This is a genomic window from Mesorhizobium sp. M0139 (assembly GCF_040322455.1).
Classification (GTDB): Bacteria; Pseudomonadota; Alphaproteobacteria; order Rhizobiales; family Rhizobiaceae; genus Mesorhizobium.
On sequence record NZ_JAMYTN010000016.1, the window covers coordinates 1 to 18,290 of the forward strand.

Here is an 18,290-nt window from a genome sequence, read left to right on the forward strand (position 1 = left end):
GCCAAAAACTCCATGCCTTGCGATATCGCTGGCGTGAGCCACCACGAAAGCGCAAGTTTCAGTCCATGCCAAAGCTATCTTAGCGCCTATGCCCTTGCGGGGGAGATGGCCGGCAGGCCAGAGGGGGGTGTGAAGGATCGCCGACGTCATCACGTTAAATTCAATCAGGCCACAGCCATCTGCTGCAAGCTCACCAGCCGCTGAATGCCCTTCTTTGCCAGGCCCATCAGCTCCGCGAACTGCCCTTCCGAGAACGGCTCGCCCTCGGCGGTGCCCTGGATCTCGACGATGCCGCCCTTGCCGGTCATGACGAAATTGGCGTCGGTGCCGGCAGATGAATCCTCGATGTAGTCGAGGTCGATGACCGGCTGGCCGTCATGGATGCCGCAGGAAATTGCCGCGACATGGTCTTTCAGCACCTTGGCAACGCTGGCCATCTGCCGCGCTTCCATCCAGCGCAGGCAATCGTAAAGCGCCACCCAGCCGCCGGTGATCGAGGCCGTGCGGGTGCCGCCATCGGCCTGGATGACGTCGCAGTCGACGGTGATCTGCTGTTCGCCCAGCGCCTGCAGGTCGACAACGGCGCGCAAGGAGCGGCCGATCAGCCGCTGGATTTCCAGCGTGCGGCCGCCTTGCTTGCCGGCCGAGGCTTCACGGCGCATGCGCTCGCCGGTCGAACGCGGCAGCATGCCGTATTCGGCCGTCACCCAGCCCTTGCCGGAATTGCGCATCCAGCCCGGCACCTTTTCCTCCAGGCTCGCCGTGCACAACACATGCGTGTCGCCGAATTTCACCAGGCACGAGCCTTCCGCGTGTTTGGAGACGCCGCGCTCGAAGGAGATGGCGCGCATTTCGTCGGCTTGGCGTTTAGAAGGGCGCATCGAGGCCTCTTTCTGTTCTTTTACGGTTGCGTCGGCGGCTTGTAGACGCATGCAGCCCATGGCGCAAAGGAAAAGGCCGGGCGATCTGGCACAGACGCCGGGTTGCGCGGGGGCGATGGAAGTCTATATCCTTGAGCCGGAGGTTTTTGGCTCGAATGACCAAGGCAGTCACCGAACCCAGTCTGCTGGCGCCCGCGCTGCAATCGCTCGACATGCGTTCGCGCGACATTTTCCGGCGCATCGTCGAATCCTATCTGAAGGACGGTGAGCCTGTGGGATCGCGCAGCCTGTCGCGCATCCTGCCGTCGTCGCTGTCGCCGGCGACCATCCGCAACGTGATGAGCGACCTCGAGCATCTCGGCCTGATCTATGCCCCGCACATCTCGGCCGGGCGCCTGCCGACCCAGACCGGCCTGCGCTTCTTCGTCGATGCCTTCATGGAGCTTGGCGATCTTTCCGACGAGGAACGCCGGGTCATCGAGGCGCAGGTGCGCGCCTCCGGCTCGGGCGCGACGCTGGAACACATGCTGACCGAGGCCAGCCAGATGCTGTCGGGCATGTCGCGCGGCGCCGGCCTGGTGCTCGCCACCAAGAACGAGGTGGCGCTGAAGCACATCGAGTTCATCCAGCTCGAGCCGACCAAGGCGCTGGCGGTGATGGTGTCGCAGAATGGCGATGTCGAGAACCGCGTCGTCGACCTGCCGGCCGGCATCACCGTCTCGCAGCTGCACGAGGCCTCCAACTTCCTCAACTCCCATATCAGGGGCCGCACGCTCGCCGAGGCGCGCATCGAGATCGCCCGCATCAAGGACGAGACCAGGGCAGCGCTGGACACGCTGTCGCAGGATCTGGTCGAGAAAGGCCTGGCGGTGTGGGCCGGCGCCGATAGCGGCCTGCCGGCGCGCCTTATCGTGCGAGGCCGCGCCAATTTGCTCGAAAACGTCACCGCCCAGGCCGATATCGAATTGCTGCGCCACCTGTTCGAGGATCTGGAGACGCAGGACGGGCTGATCCAGCTGCTCGACCTCGCCGAGGACGGCCCCGGCGTGCGGATCTTCATCGGCTCGGAAAACAAGCTGTTCTCGCTCTCCGGCTCGTCGCTGGTCGTGGCGCCTTACCGCGACAAGGACGCCCGCGTCGTCGGCGCGCTCGGCGTCATCGGCCCGACCAGGCTGAATTATGCCCGCATCGTGCCGATGGTCGACTACACGGCCCAATTGATTACCCGGATGTTAAGATAATTCCGAAGCCGGGATCACCGTAAAGGAGGGCGCAGAATGGCGCTTGAATCGTTCAAGGCCCAGATCAGCATGCTGCTCGAAGAAATGGTCAACCAGCCGGAGGACGAGCACGAAATCCAGGAGCAGCTGCGCGAAAAACTGCGCGAAATGCGCGCCATGGGCTTGCCGCTGCCGGAAGATCTCGTCGCATTGGAAAAGCGTCTCGACGACGATCTGGACGTCGAAGAGGAAAGTTGAGCGGTTCTCTCGTCGAATCTGCGCGCGCGCACGCTTCTCTTTTGCGGCGGCTGCACAATATCTCCCTTGTGCATGACGCGCCGACCGGCGCGAGTTCGAGGAGAACAGCATGATCCGGATTGCCGGCTTGGCAGGCCTTGCCCTGCTTCTGGCCACCAGCACCTTCGCCCAGGAGGCCGATCAACCGCTGCTGACCGGCAAGGACGCTTTCGGCGACTGGAAGGCCGACAAGCCAGGTGTGCGCCGGCTGATCAAGCCGGATGATCTGCAAAAGCCCAACATGACCGAATCCGCCTCCAACAGCGCCGGCCTTGGCGATCGGCCCGAGGGCGCGAAGCCCGTCCTGCTGCCTGGGTTTTCGGCCGAACTGGTTGCTTCCGGCATTTCCAATCCGCGGGTCGTGCGCGTGGCGCCGAACGGCGACCTGTTCGTCGCCGACAGCGACGCCAACCAGATCCGCGTCTATCGGCTGGCCAAGGGTAGCGCGAAGCCGGCCGAAGAGGGCATTTTTGCCGACAATCTCAACCAGCCCTATGGCATCGCCTTCTACCCGCCTGGCGACAAGCCGCAATGGGTCTACGTCGCCAACAACGACAGCGTGGTCCGCTACGCCTATCGCGACGGCGACCTTAAAGCCTCTGGCGAACCGGAGACGATTGTCTCCGACATCCCTACCGGCGGCCACTGGACCCGCGATATCTCCTTCTCGCCGGACGGGAAGACGCTGTATCTCTCGGTCGGCTCCGGTTCTAACGTCGCGGAGGGCATGGGGAAGGCACCGAATAGCGGCCTTGACGCCTGGGCAAAATCACAGCCACTCGGCGCCACCTGGGGTTCCGAGGATGGCCGTGCCGACGTGCTGGCCTTCGGCCCCGACGGCAAGAATGGCCGCATCCTCGCTACCGGCCTGCGCAATTGTTCGGGCATGACCGTGCAACCGGCCACCGGCGCGCTGTGGTGTGTCGTCAACGAGCGCGACGGTCTCGGCGACGATGTGCCGTTCGAATATGCCACCTCAGTCAAGGACGGCGCCTTCTATGGCTGGCCCTGGTATTATATCGGCGCCAACGAGGACCCGCGTCACGAGGGCGCGCGCCCAGACCTCGCCGGCTCGGTCGCCGTGCCCGACGTGCTGATGCAGGCGCATTCGGCGCCGCTCAACATCGCCTTCTATGACGGCGACAATTTTCCGGCCGAGTACAAGGGCGATGCTTTCGTCGCCCTGCACGGCTCCTGGAACCGTGGTATGAGGACCGGCTACAAGGTGGTGCGGCTGAGATTCAGCGACGGCAAGCCGACCGGCGAGTACCAGGATTTCATCACCGGCTTCGTCCTCTCCGACGACGCCGTCTGGGGCCGGCCGGTCGGCGTCGCGGTGGCCAAGGACGGCGCGCTTATCGTAACCGAGGATGGCAACGGCACCATCTGGCGCATCACCCATGTCGATGGCCCATCCTGAGCCGGCGAACAGCGCAATCCGGCCCTAATGCACGTCCCGATGGATCACCTTGGGATAGGTATGGATCACCTCGGCCGATGAGCGCGGTCATCGAAACCGGTATCCCTGAGATTGAAGAGGCCGACCGAGCCGAAGGACTTCTTCGCCCCTTGCGCGAAGCGGCCGCCGCTGAAATCGTGCTCGTAAAGGCTCACCGTGACGTGGCCGGCATTGAGCTTCGGCACGTAAACACTGCTGATGGTGTCGTTGGCGACGCCCAGTTGGTTGATGTGGAAGCGATAGAGGTCCTGCACCATGCGCCGGGCCGCATTGCCATTGATCATCCAGTATTCGCGGCGCGATGCGCGGTTCGGGTCGATGAGTTTGAGCGGCGCCTTGCGGCCAAGCCCGAGCCAGTGCTCGAACACCATCACATTGGCGCCCCAGGGATAGGGATAATTGGACTTGTCGATGATGCGTGGCGGGCCATCCTCGGCAATCTCGGCGGTATCGACATAATCCAGCCATTGCAGCTGGAACGACGCTTCCACGTTGAGGTCGGTATTGCGCGGATCGGCAGCAATGATGCGCCAGTCCGAGACCGGCGAATATTTGGTGTCGAGGTCGATGTAGAATTCGCCTTGGCGGTGTCGTCGGGGTTTATCTTTTGCGGTCCGTCACGCTCGATCGCCACCAGCCGCACCTTGAAGCGGTTGTTGACGACCAGCGGATAGATCATCGGACGAACGGGGTAGGCGCCAGGGTTCCGGCTGTCGGTAAAATATCCAGTCTGCGGAACGACATCGCTATCGCCCTTGTCGAACAGGCTGAAAGCCTGACGCCCATCGAACCACAGATACCATTCCAGCTCGTGGACGTGACCGCGTGCTTCGGAATAGTTGTTGGGCATCCACTTCATGAGCTGGATGTGAAGTCTTTTGGCTAACATGGGTGCTCCTGCCGTTCGGAGCCATGCGAGATAGCCGACCGCCTTCGAGGCGTAAGTGAACCATCTCTCGCTTTCAGGCGATGATGACCGGCTTTCATGTCCTGCTTGGCGCAATCGAATCCGTTTTGCCGTTGCAGGCTTTTCATGGCATCAGAGTCGTTTCACGAGGTGCGACCGTCATGACCCTCACCGGCTTCCTTGCCTATAGTGCTGCGCTGGGCATCGCCGCCGCCATTCCCGGCCCCGGCGTCACCGCGCTTGTGGCGCGGGCGCTCGGATCCGGCTTCCGCTCGTCGCTGGCGATGTCGTTCGGCCTGATGCTCGGCGACCTCATTTATCTCACCGCGGTGGTGCTCGGCCTTGCCTTTGTCGCGCAAAGCTTCGGCATGGTGTTTCTCGTCATCAAATGGCTGGGCGTCGCCTATCTCGCCTTCCTCGGCTGGCGTTTCTGGACGGCCGGGATCACGCCCGAGACTGTCGAGGCCAGGAAAGGCAAGGGCGGCCTGGTATCGAGCTTCCTTGCCGGCCTCACCGTCACGCTGGGCAACCCGAAGACGATGATCTTCTACCTCGCCATCACGCCGACCATCGTCGACCTGAAGACCATCACGCTCGCCGACTACGGCATCCTGGTCGCGCTCACCGTTATCGTGCTCTTCGTGGTGCTTGTGCCCTATCTGGCGCTGGCCGCCAAGGCGCGCTGGTTCCTGAAATCGCCGCGCGCGCTGAAGGCGCTGAACCGCACCGCCGCTGGCTTCATGGTGGGCGCGGCCGCAGCCATTGCCGCACGTCAGTAGAGCGGTTCAGGCAATTCATTCCGCCGATCGGTCCATCCGGAAATGCGGCTTCGGAAGGCAAGCGTTTTCAGCAAGCGGCCCACTCGATATTTTCGGCCGGCAGCCTATCTTGCGCGGGCGAAAGCCTTATTCTGTCCGCCGACGCCAATTGCCTGATCTGATTTGGGAGCGAAACCAATGAACAAGCCTTCCGCGCGCGTGCCCGGCCGCGGCCGTGTCTACAACTCGATCACCGAGACGATCGGCGACACGCCGCTGGTGCGGCTCGACAAGTTCGCCAAGGAGAAGGGCGTCGTTGCCAACCTTCTTGCCAAGCTCGAATTCTTCAATCCGATCGCCTCGGTCAAGGACCGCATCGGCGTTTCCATGATCGAGGCGCTGGAAGCGTCGGGCCGGATCAAACCCGGCAAGACGACGCTGATCGAGCCGACCTCCGGGAATACCGGTATCGCGCTCGCCTTCGCCGCTGCCGCCAAGGGCTACAAGCTGATCCTGACCATGCCCGAAACCATGTCGGTGGAGCGCCGCAAGATGCTGGCGCTGCTCGGCGCCGAACTGGTGCTGACGGAAGGGCCGAAAGGCATGAAGGGCGCCATCGCCAAGGCGGACGAGCTGGCCGCCACCTTGCCCGACGCCGTCATCCCGCAGCAGTTCGAAAACCCGGCCAACCCGGAGATCCACCGCCGCACCACCGCTGAGGAGATCTGGAACGACACCGATGGCGGGGTCGACATCTTCGTCGCCGGCATCGGTACCGGCGGCACGATCACCGGCGTCGGCCAGGTGCTGAAGCAACGCAAGCCCTCGGTGCATGTCGTCGCCGTCGAGCCGGAGGCCTCGCCGGTGCTGTCGGGCGGCCAGCCCGGCCCGCACAAGATCCAGGGCATCGGCGCCGGCTTTGCGCCCAAGATCCTCGACACCTCGATCTATGACGAGATCGTCAAGGTCTCCAACGAGGATTCGGTCGCCAACGCCCGCCTCGTCGCCCGCCTTGAAGGCGTGCCGGTCGGCATCTCGTCGGGCGCTGCCCTGCAGGCCGCCATCGCCGTCGGGTCGCGGCCGGAGAACAAGGGCAAGAACCTGGTGGTGATCATCCCGTCCTTCGCCGAGCGCTATCTGTCGACGATCCTGTTCGACGGGCTGGGGGCTTAACGTCTTAACTGGATAGGCGGCGATCCTTCGCACCCCCCTCTGCCCTGCCGGGCATCGGGGGGTGCTGTCCCTCCGACATCGGAAGTCTCATGGCTGGACCGCAGAAAACCCGGCCGTGGCGTCCGCCACCGGCTTGAGCGGGAGGCGGCTTCAGGGTCAAATCGCCCCGGCCTGCTTCGCGCGGGCAGGGGGAGAATCACATGTACAAGCTTTACACGCGCCCAGGCAGCGGCGGTTTTGTCGTCGAGGCCGCATTGGCGCTGGCAAACGCGCAATTCGACCAGATCGACGTGCCGAAGAAGGATCCGCCGGACCCGGCTTTCCTCGACATCAGCCCGTTGAACCAGGTTCCGGTGCTGACCTTGCCCAACGGTCAATCGATAACCGAATCGGCGGCGATCTGCATCCTGCTTGCCGAGCGCCATCCGGAGGCGGGTCTGGCGCCGGCCGCCGGATCGCCGGATCGCGCCGGTTTCCTGCGCTGGATGGCGTTCATGTCATCGGTGCTCTACCCCGCCATCCTGCGCCTCTACTATGCCCATCGCTACACCACCGATGCCGACGGCAAGAAAGCCGTCAAGCAGGCAGCCATTGCCGAGATGGACCGCGGCTTCGCCATTGTCGATGCAGCCCTCGAGGGGCGCGGCTGGCTGGTCGGCGACGCGATGTCGCTGGCCGACGTCTACCTCGTCATGCTGGTGGCCTGGCACCCCGATATGGACAAGGCGCGAGCCGACTGGCCGAACATCGAACGCTTATGGTCGGCGCTGCGCGCGCATCCGCTGATGAAACGGCTCAACACCACGCATGAGATGTGGCCGGCCTGAACGGACGCTTCAATTTCGCAGGATCGCCCGTTTCGCCTGCAGGAAGCGGCGCACGGCGGGGTCGCGTTCAAGGCCGATCGCCCGGTCATAGGCTTCGACCGCTTGCGCCGCATTGCCGAGCCTGGCCAGCAGGCCGGCGCGAGCGGCCCAATAGGGCTGATAGTCGTTGAGCCGCTTGTCGTCGCCCAGCACGTAGAGCGCCGCCAGTCCTGCCGCCGCCCCTTCGGCCTCGGCAATCGCCACGGCGCGGTTGATCGAAATCACCGGCGAGCCTGATATCGCCGACAGCGCATCGTAGAAGTTACGGATCGCCGCCCAATCGGTTTGGCCGGTCCGTCGCCGCGTCGCATGCACCGATTGTACCGCCGCTTCGAGCTGGTAGCGGCCGATGACGCCCATGGTGGCGGCGTGGCCCAGCAGCGCCTCGGCTTCGTCGATCAGCGCGTGATCCCAAAGACGGCAATCCTGGCCGGCGAGCGGCACATAATCTCCAGCCGCATCGCGCCGCGCCGGGCGGCGCGCCTCGGCAAACAGCATCAGCGCCAGCAGGCCGAGCGCTTCCGGTTCGTCCGGCATCAGCGATGCCACCAGCCGCCCGAGCCAGATGCCTTCGGTCGCCAGATTGCGCGCTCTCGTCTCGGTCCCTGCCGGGTCGGTCCAGCCTTCGGCGAAAGCCGCGTAGATCGCTTCCAGCACCGTTCCCAGCCGCTCGCCGAGTTCGGCGCGATCCGGCACGCGGAACGGAATGCCGATCTCGCGGATGCGGCTCTTGGCGCGCACCAGACGCTGGCCCATCGTCGCCGGCGAAACCAGGAAGGCCGAGGCGATCGTCGCCGCGTCGAAACCCAGAACCGTCTGCAGGATCAGCGGCGCCCGCACGCTGGCTTCGATCGCCGGATGCGCACAGGCAAACATCAGCCTGAGACGTTCGTCGGGAAGGTCTTCGTCTTCCATGCTCGCCTCCATCTCCTCGGCCATCAGCTTGAGATGGTCGCGGCTCGCCTCGCTGGTCAGCCGACGGCGCACCGCGTCGACGCGCCGCCGGCGCGCCACGGCCAGCAGCCATGCTTCCGGCTTGTCGGGCACGCCGGTCTGTGGCCAGCGCTCCAGCGCCGCGGCGAAGGCCTCGGCCAGCGCGTCCTCGGCGCCGGCCACGTCGCGGGTGCGCGCCGCTAGCCAGGCGACCAGCTTGCCGTAACTCTGCCGGGCGGCCGCTTCGGCCGCCGCCCGCGCGATCTCCGGGCGATTGTCCATCACGGTTTCATTTCTTGGGCATGTAGTCGGCCATTTCCCAGATCGGCCGCAACTCGACCGTGCCGGCGCTCGCCGCCGGACAGCGCGCCGCCCACTCGATGGCGGTATCGATATCGGCCGCCTCGATCATGTAGAAGCCGGCAAGCTGCTCCTTGGTGTCGGCATAGGGGCCGTCGATCACGTTGGTCTTGCCGTCTGTGATCCGCACCGAGGTGGTCGCCTGGGTCGGGCGCAACCGTTCGCCGGCGAGCCATGCGCCGGATTTCTTCAACGCTTCGGTATAGGCGGCATATGCTGCGCTCATCTGCTGAGCCTTCTCGATTGGCGTGTTCGCCTGCGCGGCTTCGTCGCTGTTGATCAAAAGCATGTATCGCATGGGTCTTCTCCCGTGGTTTCGAAGGCCGCGTCCTAGCGGGGCCAGACGTATGTCGCGCGGCGGCGGCCGATTTCGACAGGCTTCAGAAAAAACTTTCGCCTCCGCCAGGAGATTTCGCAAGGACCAGATGTTCCTTCGTCTGCTGGCGGATGACCGGCAGCGGACTGGCCGTGGCTCCGCACAGCACTATCCTCTGTCGTTGGCGGGCACGTCACACGAGGCGTGGGAGAAGAGAATGGAACTCGTGACCCACAAGAAATTCAAGAACGGCCGGTTGATGCCATGGGGCAAAGGCACGGTCGTCAGCGGTGCGAAAGGCACCGTCTATCTCTGCGGCAACACCGCGACATCGGCTGACTACGATCCGGCCGGCAAGAAGGGTGGCGGCTTCGCCGGCGATGCCGCGGCGCAGTGGCGGGAAGTTCTCGGCAACATCAAATCGGATCTGGAAGAACTTGGCAGCGGGCTCGACCATCTCATCAGGCTGACCTTTTTCGTCAAAGGGCCATTTCCCGACGGCGGCGTCCTCAGCTCGCCTAATTTTCGTCTCGACGTGCTGGACGCGCTTTTCGCCGAGCATTGTCCGAAGCATTGCAGCGACAACAATCCGCCGCCTTCGGAGGTAATCGGCGTCGCAGCGCTTGCCCAGGCAGACATCGTCATCGAGATCGTCGCCGTCGCGGCGCTGCCGGACTGAGGCGCGAACGAACAGGCCGGCCTTGCGCGACGTCGCCGTTGCGATCGAAGCGCGTCGGCACGAGCGGCGGCGCCGCGCCGGTGCGGGTTTTGCACCAGGCCTCGGCTTTGGCCAGTGAGCGCCCGGCGACGAGCAGGATCAGGCGTGGCTCGCTCTCCAGCAATTGCACGATGCGGCCGCCGAAAATGCCATAGCCGCCAACGACCAGAAGCCTCATCTCGCCGCTCTTTTTGCGTATGTCGTTTTCCCAGACCGAGGTCACTTTTGGGTGACATGCGATTAGCCGATCATGCGCGCACGTATCGCGGCGGACAGGATCTCGCAACTGTCCTTGCGGCCGAACATGGCGTAGCGGTTTTTGGCGATGCGTTCGTAGAGCCAGTCACGCAAGGGGCGCGGGATGAGCAGCAGGGCCTTCGCCGCCCGCCACGGCCAGCCGAGTTCGGCCATCACCGCGATGAAACTGTCCAGCCGCATGAAGGGAGCGCCGCCGACAAGGACCAGATTGGTCTCGTAGCTGTCGGTGCGCAGCCCGTATCTCTGGAACAGCGCCTCGCCGAAGGGCGACTGCGCCGTGGCGAAGCGGAAGCGGTTTTTGCGGTCGAGCCCGACCACCGTGCGTACGAAGCCCGAGCACAGCACGCAGACGCCGTCGAAAACGATCAATGGCTGGCTGGCATCGAAGGGTTCAGGAGAAGAAGTCACGGGACGTCCGGCAGCTTGTGTCTTCAGACACTAAGCCCGCCGGCAGCGGGATCAAAGCCGCGGCGTTGTCGCACGGCTTCTCGCGGCCAGCGCGGGGCGCTCGGCGCGATAGGTGGTTGCGCGGGGATCGGCCTCCGGTCTGCAGATCCGGCTGTCGTGACGCGTTTCGAATGTCATGATCAATGCGCGCCGAGCGAGCTGCCGCGACGGGCGCAGGCCGGACCCGGGCCGCGCATGTAGTAGCGCTCCGGCCGATAGGTCGGCGCGATGAACTCACGGATGGCGGCGGCATAGCCGGCGATGTGGCCCCAGAATTTCATTTTACTCAAGTCCCTGTCCCGATTTTCGGATGTCCCGTCCGATTGCGGGGATCATAGCGTCGAGGCGTGAATAGTCGGTGAACACGATGTTAATCTTTGGTCGAAAACCCCATGCTTCGTGGCCGGAATGCGGCTGTTTGGGGGTCTTTCGGTGTGGTTCGTCGCCATTTCCGGCATTGTGACTTTTGCATCACATATGTTTCGTATGGATGTCGCTTGAGCGCGGTTCTGTTTCAGATTTGGCGAGCCTCTCGAAATTTCCATGCTCGCTGCCGAAATGCCCCTGGTTGCGCGCCCGGAACCGGAACGGGCCTTGCCCGTTCTCGCTTGAACCGCATCGCGCAGGAGTTCGCCATGGCACCTCGCCCCGCCTGGAAGGGCTATCTGAAACTGTCGCTGGTCACCTGCGCTGTCGAACTGACCAACGTCGTCACCCACGCCGAAAAAGTTTCGTTCCGGGTGCTCAACCGCAAGACCGGCAACACGGTCAAGCGCATCTATGTCGATTCTGAAACCGGCAAGCCGCTGGGCGATGGCGACGAGATCAGGGGCTATGAGGTGAGCCCCGGTGAGTTCGTCTATGTCGAGGACGAAGAGATCGAAGCGGTGCAGATCGAGTCCTCGCACACGATGGCGCTGGACGGCTTCGTCGACAAAGCCTCGATAGAGCAGATCTATCTCGACACGCCCTATTATGTCACGCCCGCCGACAAGGTGTCGGAGGAGGCCTTTGCCGTCATTCGCGATGCCATGGCGGACAAGAAGATGGCCGGGCTGGCGCGCGTCGTGCTCTATAGCCGCGAGCGGCCCGTGGTGATCGAGCCGCGCGGCAAAGGCATGGTGCTGACCACCTTGCGCTACGGCAACACGGTGCGGGAGCCGGAGAGCATCTTCGGCGACATCAAGGCGGTGAAGACCGACCAGGAGATGACCGATATGGCCGAACGCATCATCGACAAGAAGAAGGGGAAGTTCGATCCGTCGACATTCGAGGACAAGTATGAGGACGCGCTGCTCGAACTGATCCGCGCCAAGAAGGCCGGCAAGAAGGCGCCGAAAGCGCAGGCCGCGCCCAAGCCGTCCAATGTCGTCAATCTGTTCGACGCGCTGAAGAAGAGCCTGTCCGATGGCGGCCAGGCGGAAGGCCCGGCGAAGAAGGCCAAGCAGGCGGCAAAAAGCGGCAAGGCGAAAGCTTCTGCGCCCAAGCGCAAGTCGGCTTGAGGGTCGGCGCCGTGGCCAGCCTCGAACAATATCAGTCCAAACGCGATTTCAAGAAGACGGCCGAGCCGGCGGGCAAGGTCGCGCGCGGCAAGCAGCCCGGCGGCATCTTCGTCGTCCAGAAGCACGACGCGACCAGGCTGCACTATGATTTCCGCCTCGAGCATGAGGGCGTGTTGTGGAGCTGGGCGGTGACGCGAGGCCCGAGCCTCGACCCGCACGAAAAGCGGCTGGCCGTGCATGTCGAGGACCACCCGATCGACTATGCCGGCTTCGAGGGCACCATTCCCAAGGGCGAGTATGGCGGCGGCACCGTCATCGTCTGGGACGAAGGCACATGGACGCCAGAGATCGACCCCGCCAAGGCGATGAAGAAGGGCCATATCGACTTCGAACTCAACGGCCAGAAGCTGAATGGGCGGTGGCATCTGGTCAGGTTAAGACCCCGCCCTGGCGAAAAGCGCGACAACTGGCTGCTGATCAAATCCGACGATGCCGCCGCCCGCCCCGGCGAGGATATCCTGAAGGACGCACCGAAATCGGTGAAGTCCGGCCTGACCATCGAAGAGGTCGCGGAAGGCAAGACCGCCGACGGCAAGAAGCCGAAGGTCTGGCACTCCAACAAGCCTGCGGCATCCAGCAAGGCGAAAGCCGGCAAGCGCCTCGACTTCGTCGAGCCGCAACTGGCGACGCTGGAGCGCGAGGCGCCGCCCGGCGAGGACTGGCTGCATGAGGTCAAATTCGACGGCTACCGCATGCAGGCGCAGATCGCCGGCACGGAGGTGCGGCTGCTGACCCGCACCGGCCTCGACTGGACGGAGAAATTCGGCCCTGAGATCGTCGCGGAACTGGCCCAGCTGAAATGCAGCGACGCCATCATCGACGGCGAGATCGTCGTGCTCGCCGACAGCGGCGTTTCGTCTTTCTCGCTGCTTCAGCAGGATCTCTCCGCCAATCGAACCGACCGCTTCACCTACTATGTGTTCGACCTTATGCGGCTTGACGGCAAGGATTTGCGCCGCGAGCCGCTGGTCGAGCGCAAGCAGGCGCTGCAGGAGCTGCTCGGCGAGACGGCCGAAAATGCCCCCGTCCGCTTCAGCGACCATTTCGCCGAGCCCGGCAAGATCATGCTGCAGCACGCCTGCCGCATGGGCCTTGAAGGCATCGTCTCCAAGCGCGCCGATGCGCCCTACCGCAGCGGCCGTGGCCCAAGCTGGGTGAAGTCGAAATGCACGGCCCGCCAGGAATTCGTCATCGGCGGGTATCTGCCCTCGGACAAGACCGGCCGCGGCCTGCGTTCGCTGCTGGTCGGCTACCACGAGGGCGGCAAGCTCCACTATGCCGGCCGCGTCGGCACGGGCTTCACAGCCAGGAGCGCCACCGATTTGAAGAAAAAACTCGATGCGCTGAAGGCAGACGCCTCGCCGTTTGCCGCCGCGGTGCCAAAGGGCAAGGGTTTGGTCTGGGTCAGGCCCGAACTTGTCGGCGAAGTGGAGTTCCGCAGCTGGACCTCGGACCGTATAATACGCCACGCGTCGTTCCAGGGACTGCGCGAGGACAAGCCGGCGGAGGAAGTCGTGCAGGAAAAGCCATCGAAGGCGGCAAACAAGGCAAAGCCGGCGGCAGGCGGCGCCGGCAAGGCCGCCGGGGCTAAGGCGCCCGCGACGATCACGACCAGCGTAAAACTATCCCATCCCGACAAGCTGCTGTGGCCCGAGGAAAAAATATCCAAGCAGGACTTGCTCGAACACTACGCGCTGGTCTGGCCGCGCATGGAGCAGTTCATCGTCAACCGGCCGCTCAGCCTGGTCAGGGCGCCGGACGGCATCGGCGGTCCGCGCTTCTTCCAGAAACATGCTTCGGCCGGCATGAGCGACAAGATTGCCCGCATGAAGGACCCGACCGATGGCGAGGAAATCCTGTTCATCCGCGATTTCGACGGCCTTGCCGCTCTGGTCCAGTACGGCGTGGTCGAGGTCCACATCTGGGGCTGCAAGATCGATGAGCTGGAAAAGCCGGATCAGATCATCTTCGATCTCGATCCCGACGAAGGCGTCGACGTCAAGGCGGTGCGCGAGGCCGCGCTCGACATCAGAGGCAAGCTCGACGATCTGTCGCTGCCGAATTTCGTCAAGCCGTCAGGCGGCAAGGGCTATCACGTGCTGGTGCCGCTGAAGCCGTCGGCGGATTGGGAGGCGGTCAAAACCTTCTCGCATGATTTCGCCAAGGCGCTGGAGCAGGCCGCGCCCGACCGCTACACGGCGACGCTGTCGAAAAAGGCGCGCACCGGAAAAATCTTCGTCGACTATCTGCGCAACGGCAGGGGCTCGACCACCGTCGCGCCCTACTCTTCCCGCGCCAAGAAGGGCGCGACGGTCTCGGTACCGGTGACGTGGGCGGAGGTTGAGAAGGGGCTAGCGCCGAATTCGTTCCCGATCGGCGACAAGACGACGCTGAAGGAATTGGAGAAGGCCGATCCGTGGGCGGATTTCTTCGAGCAGGCGAAGGTGCTGAAGCGGGGGTGAGCGTCGCGCGCCTCACCTGCTACGCAAGCGTTCCGTCACACCCCCCTCTGTCCTCAAGGGGGGAGATTGGCAGCTTCGAGGCGCAGCTCACCTTTACGATGTTCGAGATTGGCGAAAGCTGTTGAGCGCGTAATCTCCCCCCTTGAGGGGGAGATGGCCGGCAGGCCAGAGGGGGGGTGCTGTCCCGCCAGCGTCGCCCAATTAGCGCTGCCGAACCTCTACGCCAAAAACACCCGCTCGAACGCCTGCTTCCCCGGCGGTGAAAACACCACCGCGCGGCTGTCCTTCTCCCGCCTTGCCCATTTCTCCGCCAGGATCTTGTCCAGAATAGCCGCGCCCAGCGTTCCCGCAAGGTGCGAGCGGCGCACGCTCCAGTCGAGGCAGGCGCGGCAGACCGGCCGGCGCGGCTTGGCGCCGACGTCGATGCCGATGGCCGAAAAATGCGAGGCTGCTGCTGGCCCCAGCCTCATCTCATTGTCGTCGCGCAACAGGATGCCGCGCGCGACGAGGCGGTCGAGCATCGCCACCGCATGTTCGCCGGCGAGGTGGTCGTAGCAGACACGGGCGACGCGCATGGCGCCGTCGCGCGGGCCGGGCCGCACCCGCTTGGGGCCGACCGCTTCGGCCACCCCGGTGATCGCCTCGATCATGCCGGCCACCTGCGGCCCTGCGAGGCCGTAATAGCGATGCCGTCCCTGGCTGGCCAAAGTTAAAAGCCCGCCCTCCATCAGTTTCGACAGATGCGAGGACGCGGTGGGCAGCGACACGCCGGCCTCCAGCGCCAGTTCGCTGGCCGTCAAAGCCGTGCCGCCCATCAGCGCATTCAGCATGTTTGCCCGCGCCGGATCGCCGACCAGGCTGGCGATGCGGGCAATGTCGGGTCCTTCACGCATAGTTAGGTCTCCATCGAAGCATTCTCGTCAGATAAGCATTATTGTCGGGCGGGATCAAGGAGAACGCCGATGCCAACCGCTTCCGCCCCACTCGCCAGCCGCCGGCCTTTTCCATTCGTCACCTGGCTGCAACGGCGGCTGCTCGCCCGCTGGTACGACCGCCACCTGCAGCGGCTCGGCCTCGCGGAGATCGACGACCATCTGCTGCGCGATCTCGGCCTGACCCGTGAGGATGTGCGCCGCGAATGCGCAAAATCCTTCTGGCAGGCCTGACAGCCAGCGCTTTTGCTTAGCAGACCCTGCGGCACAACGTTTCGACGCCGCTCGAACTATCCACGCGAAACCCAAGGAGATCACGATGACCATCACTTGCTTCATCCGCTATGAGATCGACCCGTTCGGCAAGCCGGCCTTCGAGCAATATGCCAAGGCCTGGGGCCAGGCGATCCCGCGCTGCGGCGCCGATCTGATCGGCTACTACGCCCCGCATGAGGGCTCGGCCACCACCGCCTACGCCGCCTACAACATCGACAGCCTCGCCGCCTACGAAGCATATCGCGCCCGTCTCGCCGCAGATCCGGCGGGCAAGGCCAATTACGAATTCGCCCGCCGCGAAAAGTTCATCTTGAAAGAGGACCGCATCTTCCTGAAGCTGGTGTCGGGGCCGCATGGACCGCGGCAGCTGTTCCAGACCAAGGAGGAGATATGATCGCTGTCATCTTCGAGGTGCAACCGGCTGAGGGAAAGCGCGATGCGTATCTCGGCATCGCCGCGGAACTCAGGCCGCTGCTCGACGGCATAGACGGTTTCATCTCGATCGAGCGGTTTCAGAGCTTGGTCGACCCGAACCGCGTCCTGTCGCTGTCCTTCTGGCGCGACGAAGAAGCGGTCGATGCATGGCGCAACACGGAAGAGCACCGGCAGGCGCAAAAGGCCGGCCGTGGCGGATTCTTTGCCGGCTACCGGCTGCGCATTGCGCATGTGCTGCGGGACTATGGGCTGACGGAGCGGGATGAAGCGCCGGCGGACAGCAGGGCGGTGAATGGGTGACTAGGTATCGGCGTCGCGCCAGGCCTCCTCATCCGGCCGCTTCGCGGCCACCTTCTCCCCGCTGGCGAGAAGAGACTGGCGCAGGCGTCGAAAATCTCCTCTCCCCTCGGGGAGAGGTCAGCCGAGCGAAGCGGAGGCTGGGTGAGGGGGCGCTTGGCGCTCACGCATTCCCGATCAGCACCCCGGCCGCAAACACCAGCGCCCCGCCCAGCACCACCTGAAACGCTGCGCGCAGGAAGGGCGTCTGCATGTAGCGGTTCTGCACGAAGGCGATCGCCCACAATTCGAAGAACACCACGACGGCCGCCACCGCCGTCGCCGTCCAGAAATGCGGGATGATGTAAGGCAGCGCGTGGCCGAGACCACCCAGCGTCGTCATGATGCCGACGGTCAGTCCGCGCTTGATCGGCGAGCCACGCCCCGACAGCTTGCCGTCGTCGGAAGCGACTTCCGTAAAGCCCATCGAGATGCCGGCGCCGATCGAGGCGGCGAGGCCGACCAGCAGCGTCTGCCAGGTGTCGTGCGTGGCAAACGCTGCGGCAAAGATCGGCGCCAGTGTCGACACCGAGCCATCCATCAGCCCGGCCAGTCCCGGCTGGACATAGGTCAGGATGAACTGGCGCTGCTCGGCGCTGGCTTCCTCGTCCTTGACCTCGCCCGGCACAAGTTTCTGCTCCAGCCGATGCGCCGAATTCTCATGGCTTTGCTCGGCCGCGGCCAGGTCGCCGAGCAGTTTCCGCGTCGAAGCATCGCCGGTGCGCTTGGCCGCTTCAACATAGAAGCGATAGGCCTGCCGCTCCATCTCTTCGGCTTGGCGCCGCACATGCTCGATGCCGAGCGGCCGCACCAGCCAGTCGGGCTTGCGCTCGTAATAGCCTTTCACGTGCTCGCGGCGCAGCAGCGGAATGCGCTCGCCGAAACGCTTGCGGTAAAGCTCGATCAGGGAATCACGATGGCCGTCCTCCTCCTCCGCCATCGCCTCGAACACTTTCGCCGATTGCGGAAAACTGTCCGCCAGCCCGTCGGCATAGGCGCGGTAGATGCGCCCGTCATCCTCTTCGGAGGAAATTGCCAGCGCCAGGATCTCCTGTTCCGACAGCGTTTCGAAAGGACGGCGGCCGAAACCGAAGACACGGGAAAGCATGAGAAATTCACCCCAGTTTAGAACAATTCTAAACTAGGCGCTGCAGTCTCTGCGGTCAATCACCAGTCAAGAAATGTTGAAGCGCCGGATTGCAACGCGCCCTTCATTATCGGCAAATGTTCACCTATATTGTCGCGACACGCAAGCGAAAAGGCATGAGCAAGATGACGGCAAAGCCGCACGACCACTTCGATCCGAAACCCGTCCTCGATCTGATCGCCAGCATCGAGGCCGATTTGCAACGGCTGAAAGGCCTGGTCGAACAGCAGGTCGAAAAATTCGATCCCGCCAATCCGCACAACAAGGCGCCAGACGGCAAGCTGACCGAGGAGGGCGTCGAATGCTGCTACCGCCTGTTCGACGAAGGCAGGTCGCGCTATTCGGTCGCCCAGCAGATGAAGATCTCGTTTGCCGCCGCGACGCACCGGTTCAATTCCTGGCGCAAGGCGGGCGGGCCGAAGCGGCAGAGGGCGTTGCTGGGATAATTGGCGAAAGCCGCGGGGAAACCCGATCTCCCCCCTCGTGGGGGAGATGGCCGGCAGACCAGAGGGGGGCGCTGTCCCGCCGACCTTTCCCTGCCCAAAGC

Annotated in this window: 22 protein-coding genes; 13 read left to right on the top strand and 9 right to left on the bottom strand. The window is 64.1% G+C overall.

Features of this window, described 5'->3' with window-relative positions; all coding sequences use genetic code 11:
* Window positions 1-164: 164 nt before the first annotated feature.
* The gene (rph, locus tag NKJ58_RS24670; RefSeq protein WP_023672052.1) at window positions 165-881 is read right to left on the bottom strand and encodes a ribonuclease PH; all 717 of its coding nucleotides are present in this window, start codon (window positions 879-881) and stop codon (window positions 165-167) included.
* A gap of 155 nt (window positions 882-1,036) precedes the next feature.
* Here rph and hrcA point away from each other — a divergent pair, with 155 nt between their 5' ends.
* The 3 genes from hrcA (at window position 1,037) to NKJ58_RS24685 (ending at window position 3,818) form a co-directional block, all read left to right on the top strand.
* The gene (hrcA, locus tag NKJ58_RS24675; RefSeq protein ID WP_352854006.1) at window positions 1,037-2,122 is read left to right on the top strand and encodes a heat-inducible transcriptional repressor HrcA; all 1,086 of its coding nucleotides are present in this window, start codon (window positions 1,037-1,039) and stop codon (window positions 2,120-2,122) included.
* Between the two features lie 36 nt (window positions 2,123-2,158).
* Complete coding sequence (locus NKJ58_RS24680) at window positions 2,159-2,359, top strand: hypothetical protein (RefSeq protein ID WP_023672050.1); 201 nt, start codon at window positions 2,159-2,161, stop codon at window positions 2,357-2,359.
* Between the two features lie 109 nt (window positions 2,360-2,468).
* Window positions 2,469-3,818, top strand: a complete 1,350-nt coding sequence (locus tag NKJ58_RS24685; RefSeq protein ID WP_023672049.1) for a PQQ-dependent sugar dehydrogenase — start codon at window positions 2,469-2,471, stop codon at window positions 3,816-3,818.
* 65 nt (window positions 3,819-3,883) lie between these two features.
* Here NKJ58_RS24685 and NKJ58_RS24690 read toward each other — a convergent pair whose 3' ends face one another.
* Entirely contained in the window at window positions 3,884-4,348 is a 465-nt protein-coding gene (locus tag NKJ58_RS24690; protein ID WP_352854008.1) for a hypothetical protein, read from the bottom strand.
* A gap of 577 nt (window positions 4,349-4,925) precedes the next feature.
* Here NKJ58_RS24690 and NKJ58_RS24695 point away from each other — a divergent pair.
* From NKJ58_RS24695 to NKJ58_RS24705, 3 genes are all read left to right on the top strand, one after another.
* Window positions 4,926-5,543 (top strand): LysE family translocator, encoded by a 618-nt coding sequence (locus NKJ58_RS24695; RefSeq protein ID WP_023692951.1) that lies wholly within the window; start codon window positions 4,926-4,928, stop codon window positions 5,541-5,543.
* 177 nt (window positions 5,544-5,720) lie between these two features.
* Entirely contained in the window at window positions 5,721-6,695 is a 975-nt protein-coding gene (cysK, locus tag NKJ58_RS24700) for a cysteine synthase A (RefSeq protein WP_023672045.1), read from the top strand.
* 200 nt (window positions 6,696-6,895) lie between these two features.
* Window positions 6,896-7,522, top strand: coding sequence for a glutathione S-transferase family protein (locus tag NKJ58_RS24705; protein ID WP_023755939.1), 627 nt, complete (start codon window positions 6,896-6,898; stop codon window positions 7,520-7,522).
* 9 nt (window positions 7,523-7,531) lie between these two features.
* Here the strand turns inward: NKJ58_RS24705 and NKJ58_RS24710 are convergent, their stop codons facing one another.
* Both NKJ58_RS24710 and NKJ58_RS24715 read right to left on the bottom strand, forming a co-directional pair.
* Window positions 7,532-8,776: an RNA polymerase sigma factor gene (locus NKJ58_RS24710; protein ID WP_352854011.1), complete on the bottom strand. Its 1,245-nt coding sequence runs from the start codon at window positions 8,774-8,776 to the stop codon at window positions 7,532-7,534.
* 7 nt (window positions 8,777-8,783) lie between these two features.
* On the bottom strand, window positions 8,784-9,152 hold the full coding sequence (locus NKJ58_RS24715) for a YciI family protein (RefSeq protein WP_023744856.1): 369 nt from the start codon (window positions 9,150-9,152) through the stop codon (window positions 8,784-8,786).
* A gap of 235 nt (window positions 9,153-9,387) precedes the next feature.
* Here NKJ58_RS24715 and NKJ58_RS24720 point away from each other — a divergent pair, with 235 nt between their 5' ends.
* The gene (locus tag NKJ58_RS24720; RefSeq protein ID WP_023755312.1) at window positions 9,388-9,849 is read left to right on the top strand and encodes a RidA family protein; all 462 of its coding nucleotides are present in this window, start codon (window positions 9,388-9,390) and stop codon (window positions 9,847-9,849) included.
* Here NKJ58_RS24720 and NKJ58_RS24725 read toward each other — a convergent pair.
* The 3 genes from NKJ58_RS24725 to NKJ58_RS24735 form a co-directional block, all read right to left on the bottom strand.
* On the bottom strand, window positions 9,812-10,066 hold the full coding sequence (locus tag NKJ58_RS24725; RefSeq protein ID WP_023744857.1) for a hypothetical protein: 255 nt from the start codon (window positions 10,064-10,066) through the stop codon (window positions 9,812-9,814). The two genes, NKJ58_RS24720 and NKJ58_RS24725, sit on opposite strands and share 38 nt — an antisense overlap.
* A gap of 62 nt (window positions 10,067-10,128) precedes the next feature.
* Entirely contained in the window at window positions 10,129-10,554 is a 426-nt protein-coding gene (locus NKJ58_RS24730) for a thiol-disulfide oxidoreductase DCC family protein (RefSeq protein WP_352854013.1), read from the bottom strand.
* A 179-nt stretch (window positions 10,555-10,733) separates the two neighbouring features.
* Complete coding sequence (locus NKJ58_RS24735; RefSeq protein ID WP_196813601.1) at window positions 10,734-10,883, bottom strand: hypothetical protein; 150 nt, start codon at window positions 10,881-10,883, stop codon at window positions 10,734-10,736.
* A gap of 345 nt (window positions 10,884-11,228) precedes the next feature.
* Between NKJ58_RS24735 and ku the strand changes: the two genes are divergently transcribed.
* Both ku and ligD read left to right on the top strand, forming a co-directional pair.
* A complete protein-coding gene (gene ku, locus NKJ58_RS24740; protein ID WP_352854015.1) occupies window positions 11,229-12,095 on the top strand; it encodes a non-homologous end joining protein Ku in 867 nt (288 codons plus the stop codon).
* Between the two features lie 11 nt (window positions 12,096-12,106).
* A complete protein-coding gene (gene ligD, locus NKJ58_RS24745) occupies window positions 12,107-14,617 on the top strand; it encodes a DNA ligase D (RefSeq protein ID WP_352854017.1) in 2,511 nt (836 codons plus the stop codon).
* Between the two features lie 218 nt (window positions 14,618-14,835).
* On the opposite strand, the gene NKJ58_RS24750 is transcribed toward ligD, so the two are convergent.
* Window positions 14,836-15,510 (bottom strand): ArsR/SmtB family transcription factor, encoded by a 675-nt coding sequence (locus tag NKJ58_RS24750; RefSeq protein ID WP_023687541.1) that lies wholly within the window; start codon window positions 15,508-15,510, stop codon window positions 14,836-14,838.
* A gap of 69 nt (window positions 15,511-15,579) precedes the next feature.
* Between NKJ58_RS24750 and NKJ58_RS24755 the strand changes: the two genes are divergently transcribed.
* From NKJ58_RS24755 to NKJ58_RS24765, 3 genes are all read left to right on the top strand, one after another.
* Window positions 15,580-15,783 (top strand): DUF1127 domain-containing protein, encoded by a 204-nt coding sequence (locus NKJ58_RS24755; protein WP_023687540.1) that lies wholly within the window; start codon window positions 15,580-15,582, stop codon window positions 15,781-15,783.
* An 85-nt stretch (window positions 15,784-15,868) separates the two neighbouring features.
* Window positions 15,869-16,219, top strand: a complete 351-nt coding sequence (locus NKJ58_RS24760) for an NIPSNAP family protein (protein ID WP_352854019.1) — start codon at window positions 15,869-15,871, stop codon at window positions 16,217-16,219.
* On the top strand, window positions 16,216-16,560 hold the full coding sequence (locus NKJ58_RS24765) for an antibiotic biosynthesis monooxygenase family protein (RefSeq protein WP_352854021.1): 345 nt from the start codon (window positions 16,216-16,218) through the stop codon (window positions 16,558-16,560). The genes NKJ58_RS24760 and NKJ58_RS24765 overlap by 4 nt, the downstream gene beginning before the upstream one ends.
* Before the next feature lie 160 nt (window positions 16,561-16,720).
* On the opposite strand, the gene mbfA is transcribed toward NKJ58_RS24765, so the two are convergent.
* Entirely contained in the window at window positions 16,721-17,704 is a 984-nt protein-coding gene (gene mbfA / locus NKJ58_RS24770; RefSeq protein ID WP_023681248.1) for an iron exporter MbfA, read from the bottom strand.
* Window positions 17,705-17,868: 164 nt separating this feature from the next.
* Between mbfA and NKJ58_RS24775 the strand changes: the two genes are divergently transcribed.
* Window positions 17,869-18,189: a hypothetical protein gene (locus NKJ58_RS24775; protein ID WP_023728762.1), complete on the top strand. Its 321-nt coding sequence runs from the start codon at window positions 17,869-17,871 to the stop codon at window positions 18,187-18,189.
* The last annotated feature ends 101 nt before the right edge of the window (window positions 18,190-18,290 follow it).

Excerpts from the sequence above, each read along its gene's own strand:
- rph (WP_023672052.1), bottom strand. The coding sequence starts at position 881 with ATGCGCCCTTCTAAACGCCAAGCCGACGAAATGCGCGCCATCTCCTTC.
- NKJ58_RS24775 (WP_023728762.1), top strand. The coding sequence starts at position 17,869 with ATGACGGCAAAGCCGCACGACCACTTCGATCCGAAACCCGTCCTCGAT.
- NKJ58_RS24765 (WP_352854021.1), top strand. The coding sequence starts at position 16,216 with ATGATCGCTGTCATCTTCGAGGTGCAACCGGCTGAGGGAAAGCGCGAT.
- NKJ58_RS24715 (WP_023744856.1), bottom strand. The coding sequence starts at position 9,152 with ATGCGATACATGCTTTTGATCAACAGCGACGAAGCCGCGCAGGCGAAC.
- NKJ58_RS24760 (WP_352854019.1), top strand. The coding sequence starts at position 15,869 with ATGACCATCACTTGCTTCATCCGCTATGAGATCGACCCGTTCGGCAAG.
- cysK (WP_023672045.1), top strand. The coding sequence starts at position 5,721 with ATGAACAAGCCTTCCGCGCGCGTGCCCGGCCGCGGCCGTGTCTACAAC.
- hrcA (WP_352854006.1), top strand. The coding sequence starts at position 1,037 with ATGACCAAGGCAGTCACCGAACCCAGTCTGCTGGCGCCCGCGCTGCAA.
- NKJ58_RS24725 (WP_023744857.1), bottom strand. The coding sequence starts at position 10,066 with ATGAGGCTTCTGGTCGTTGGCGGCTATGGCATTTTCGGCGGCCGCATC.
- NKJ58_RS24705 (WP_023755939.1), top strand. The coding sequence starts at position 6,896 with ATGTACAAGCTTTACACGCGCCCAGGCAGCGGCGGTTTTGTCGTCGAG.
- NKJ58_RS24720 (WP_023755312.1), top strand. The coding sequence starts at position 9,388 with ATGGAACTCGTGACCCACAAGAAATTCAAGAACGGCCGGTTGATGCCA.
- NKJ58_RS24710 (WP_352854011.1), bottom strand. The coding sequence starts at position 8,776 with ATGGACAATCGCCCGGAGATCGCGCGGGCGGCGGCCGAAGCGGCCGCC.
- NKJ58_RS24680 (WP_023672050.1), top strand. The coding sequence starts at position 2,159 with ATGGCGCTTGAATCGTTCAAGGCCCAGATCAGCATGCTGCTCGAAGAA.
- NKJ58_RS24695 (WP_023692951.1), top strand. The coding sequence starts at position 4,926 with ATGACCCTCACCGGCTTCCTTGCCTATAGTGCTGCGCTGGGCATCGCC.
- mbfA (WP_023681248.1), bottom strand. The coding sequence starts at position 17,704 with ATGCTTTCCCGTGTCTTCGGTTTCGGCCGCCGTCCTTTCGAAACGCTG.
- NKJ58_RS24685 (WP_023672049.1), top strand. The coding sequence starts at position 2,469 with ATGATCCGGATTGCCGGCTTGGCAGGCCTTGCCCTGCTTCTGGCCACC.
- ku (WP_352854015.1), top strand. The coding sequence starts at position 11,229 with ATGGCACCTCGCCCCGCCTGGAAGGGCTATCTGAAACTGTCGCTGGTC.
- NKJ58_RS24750 (WP_023687541.1), bottom strand. The coding sequence starts at position 15,510 with ATGCGTGAAGGACCCGACATTGCCCGCATCGCCAGCCTGGTCGGCGAT.
- NKJ58_RS24755 (WP_023687540.1), top strand. The coding sequence starts at position 15,580 with ATGCCAACCGCTTCCGCCCCACTCGCCAGCCGCCGGCCTTTTCCATTC.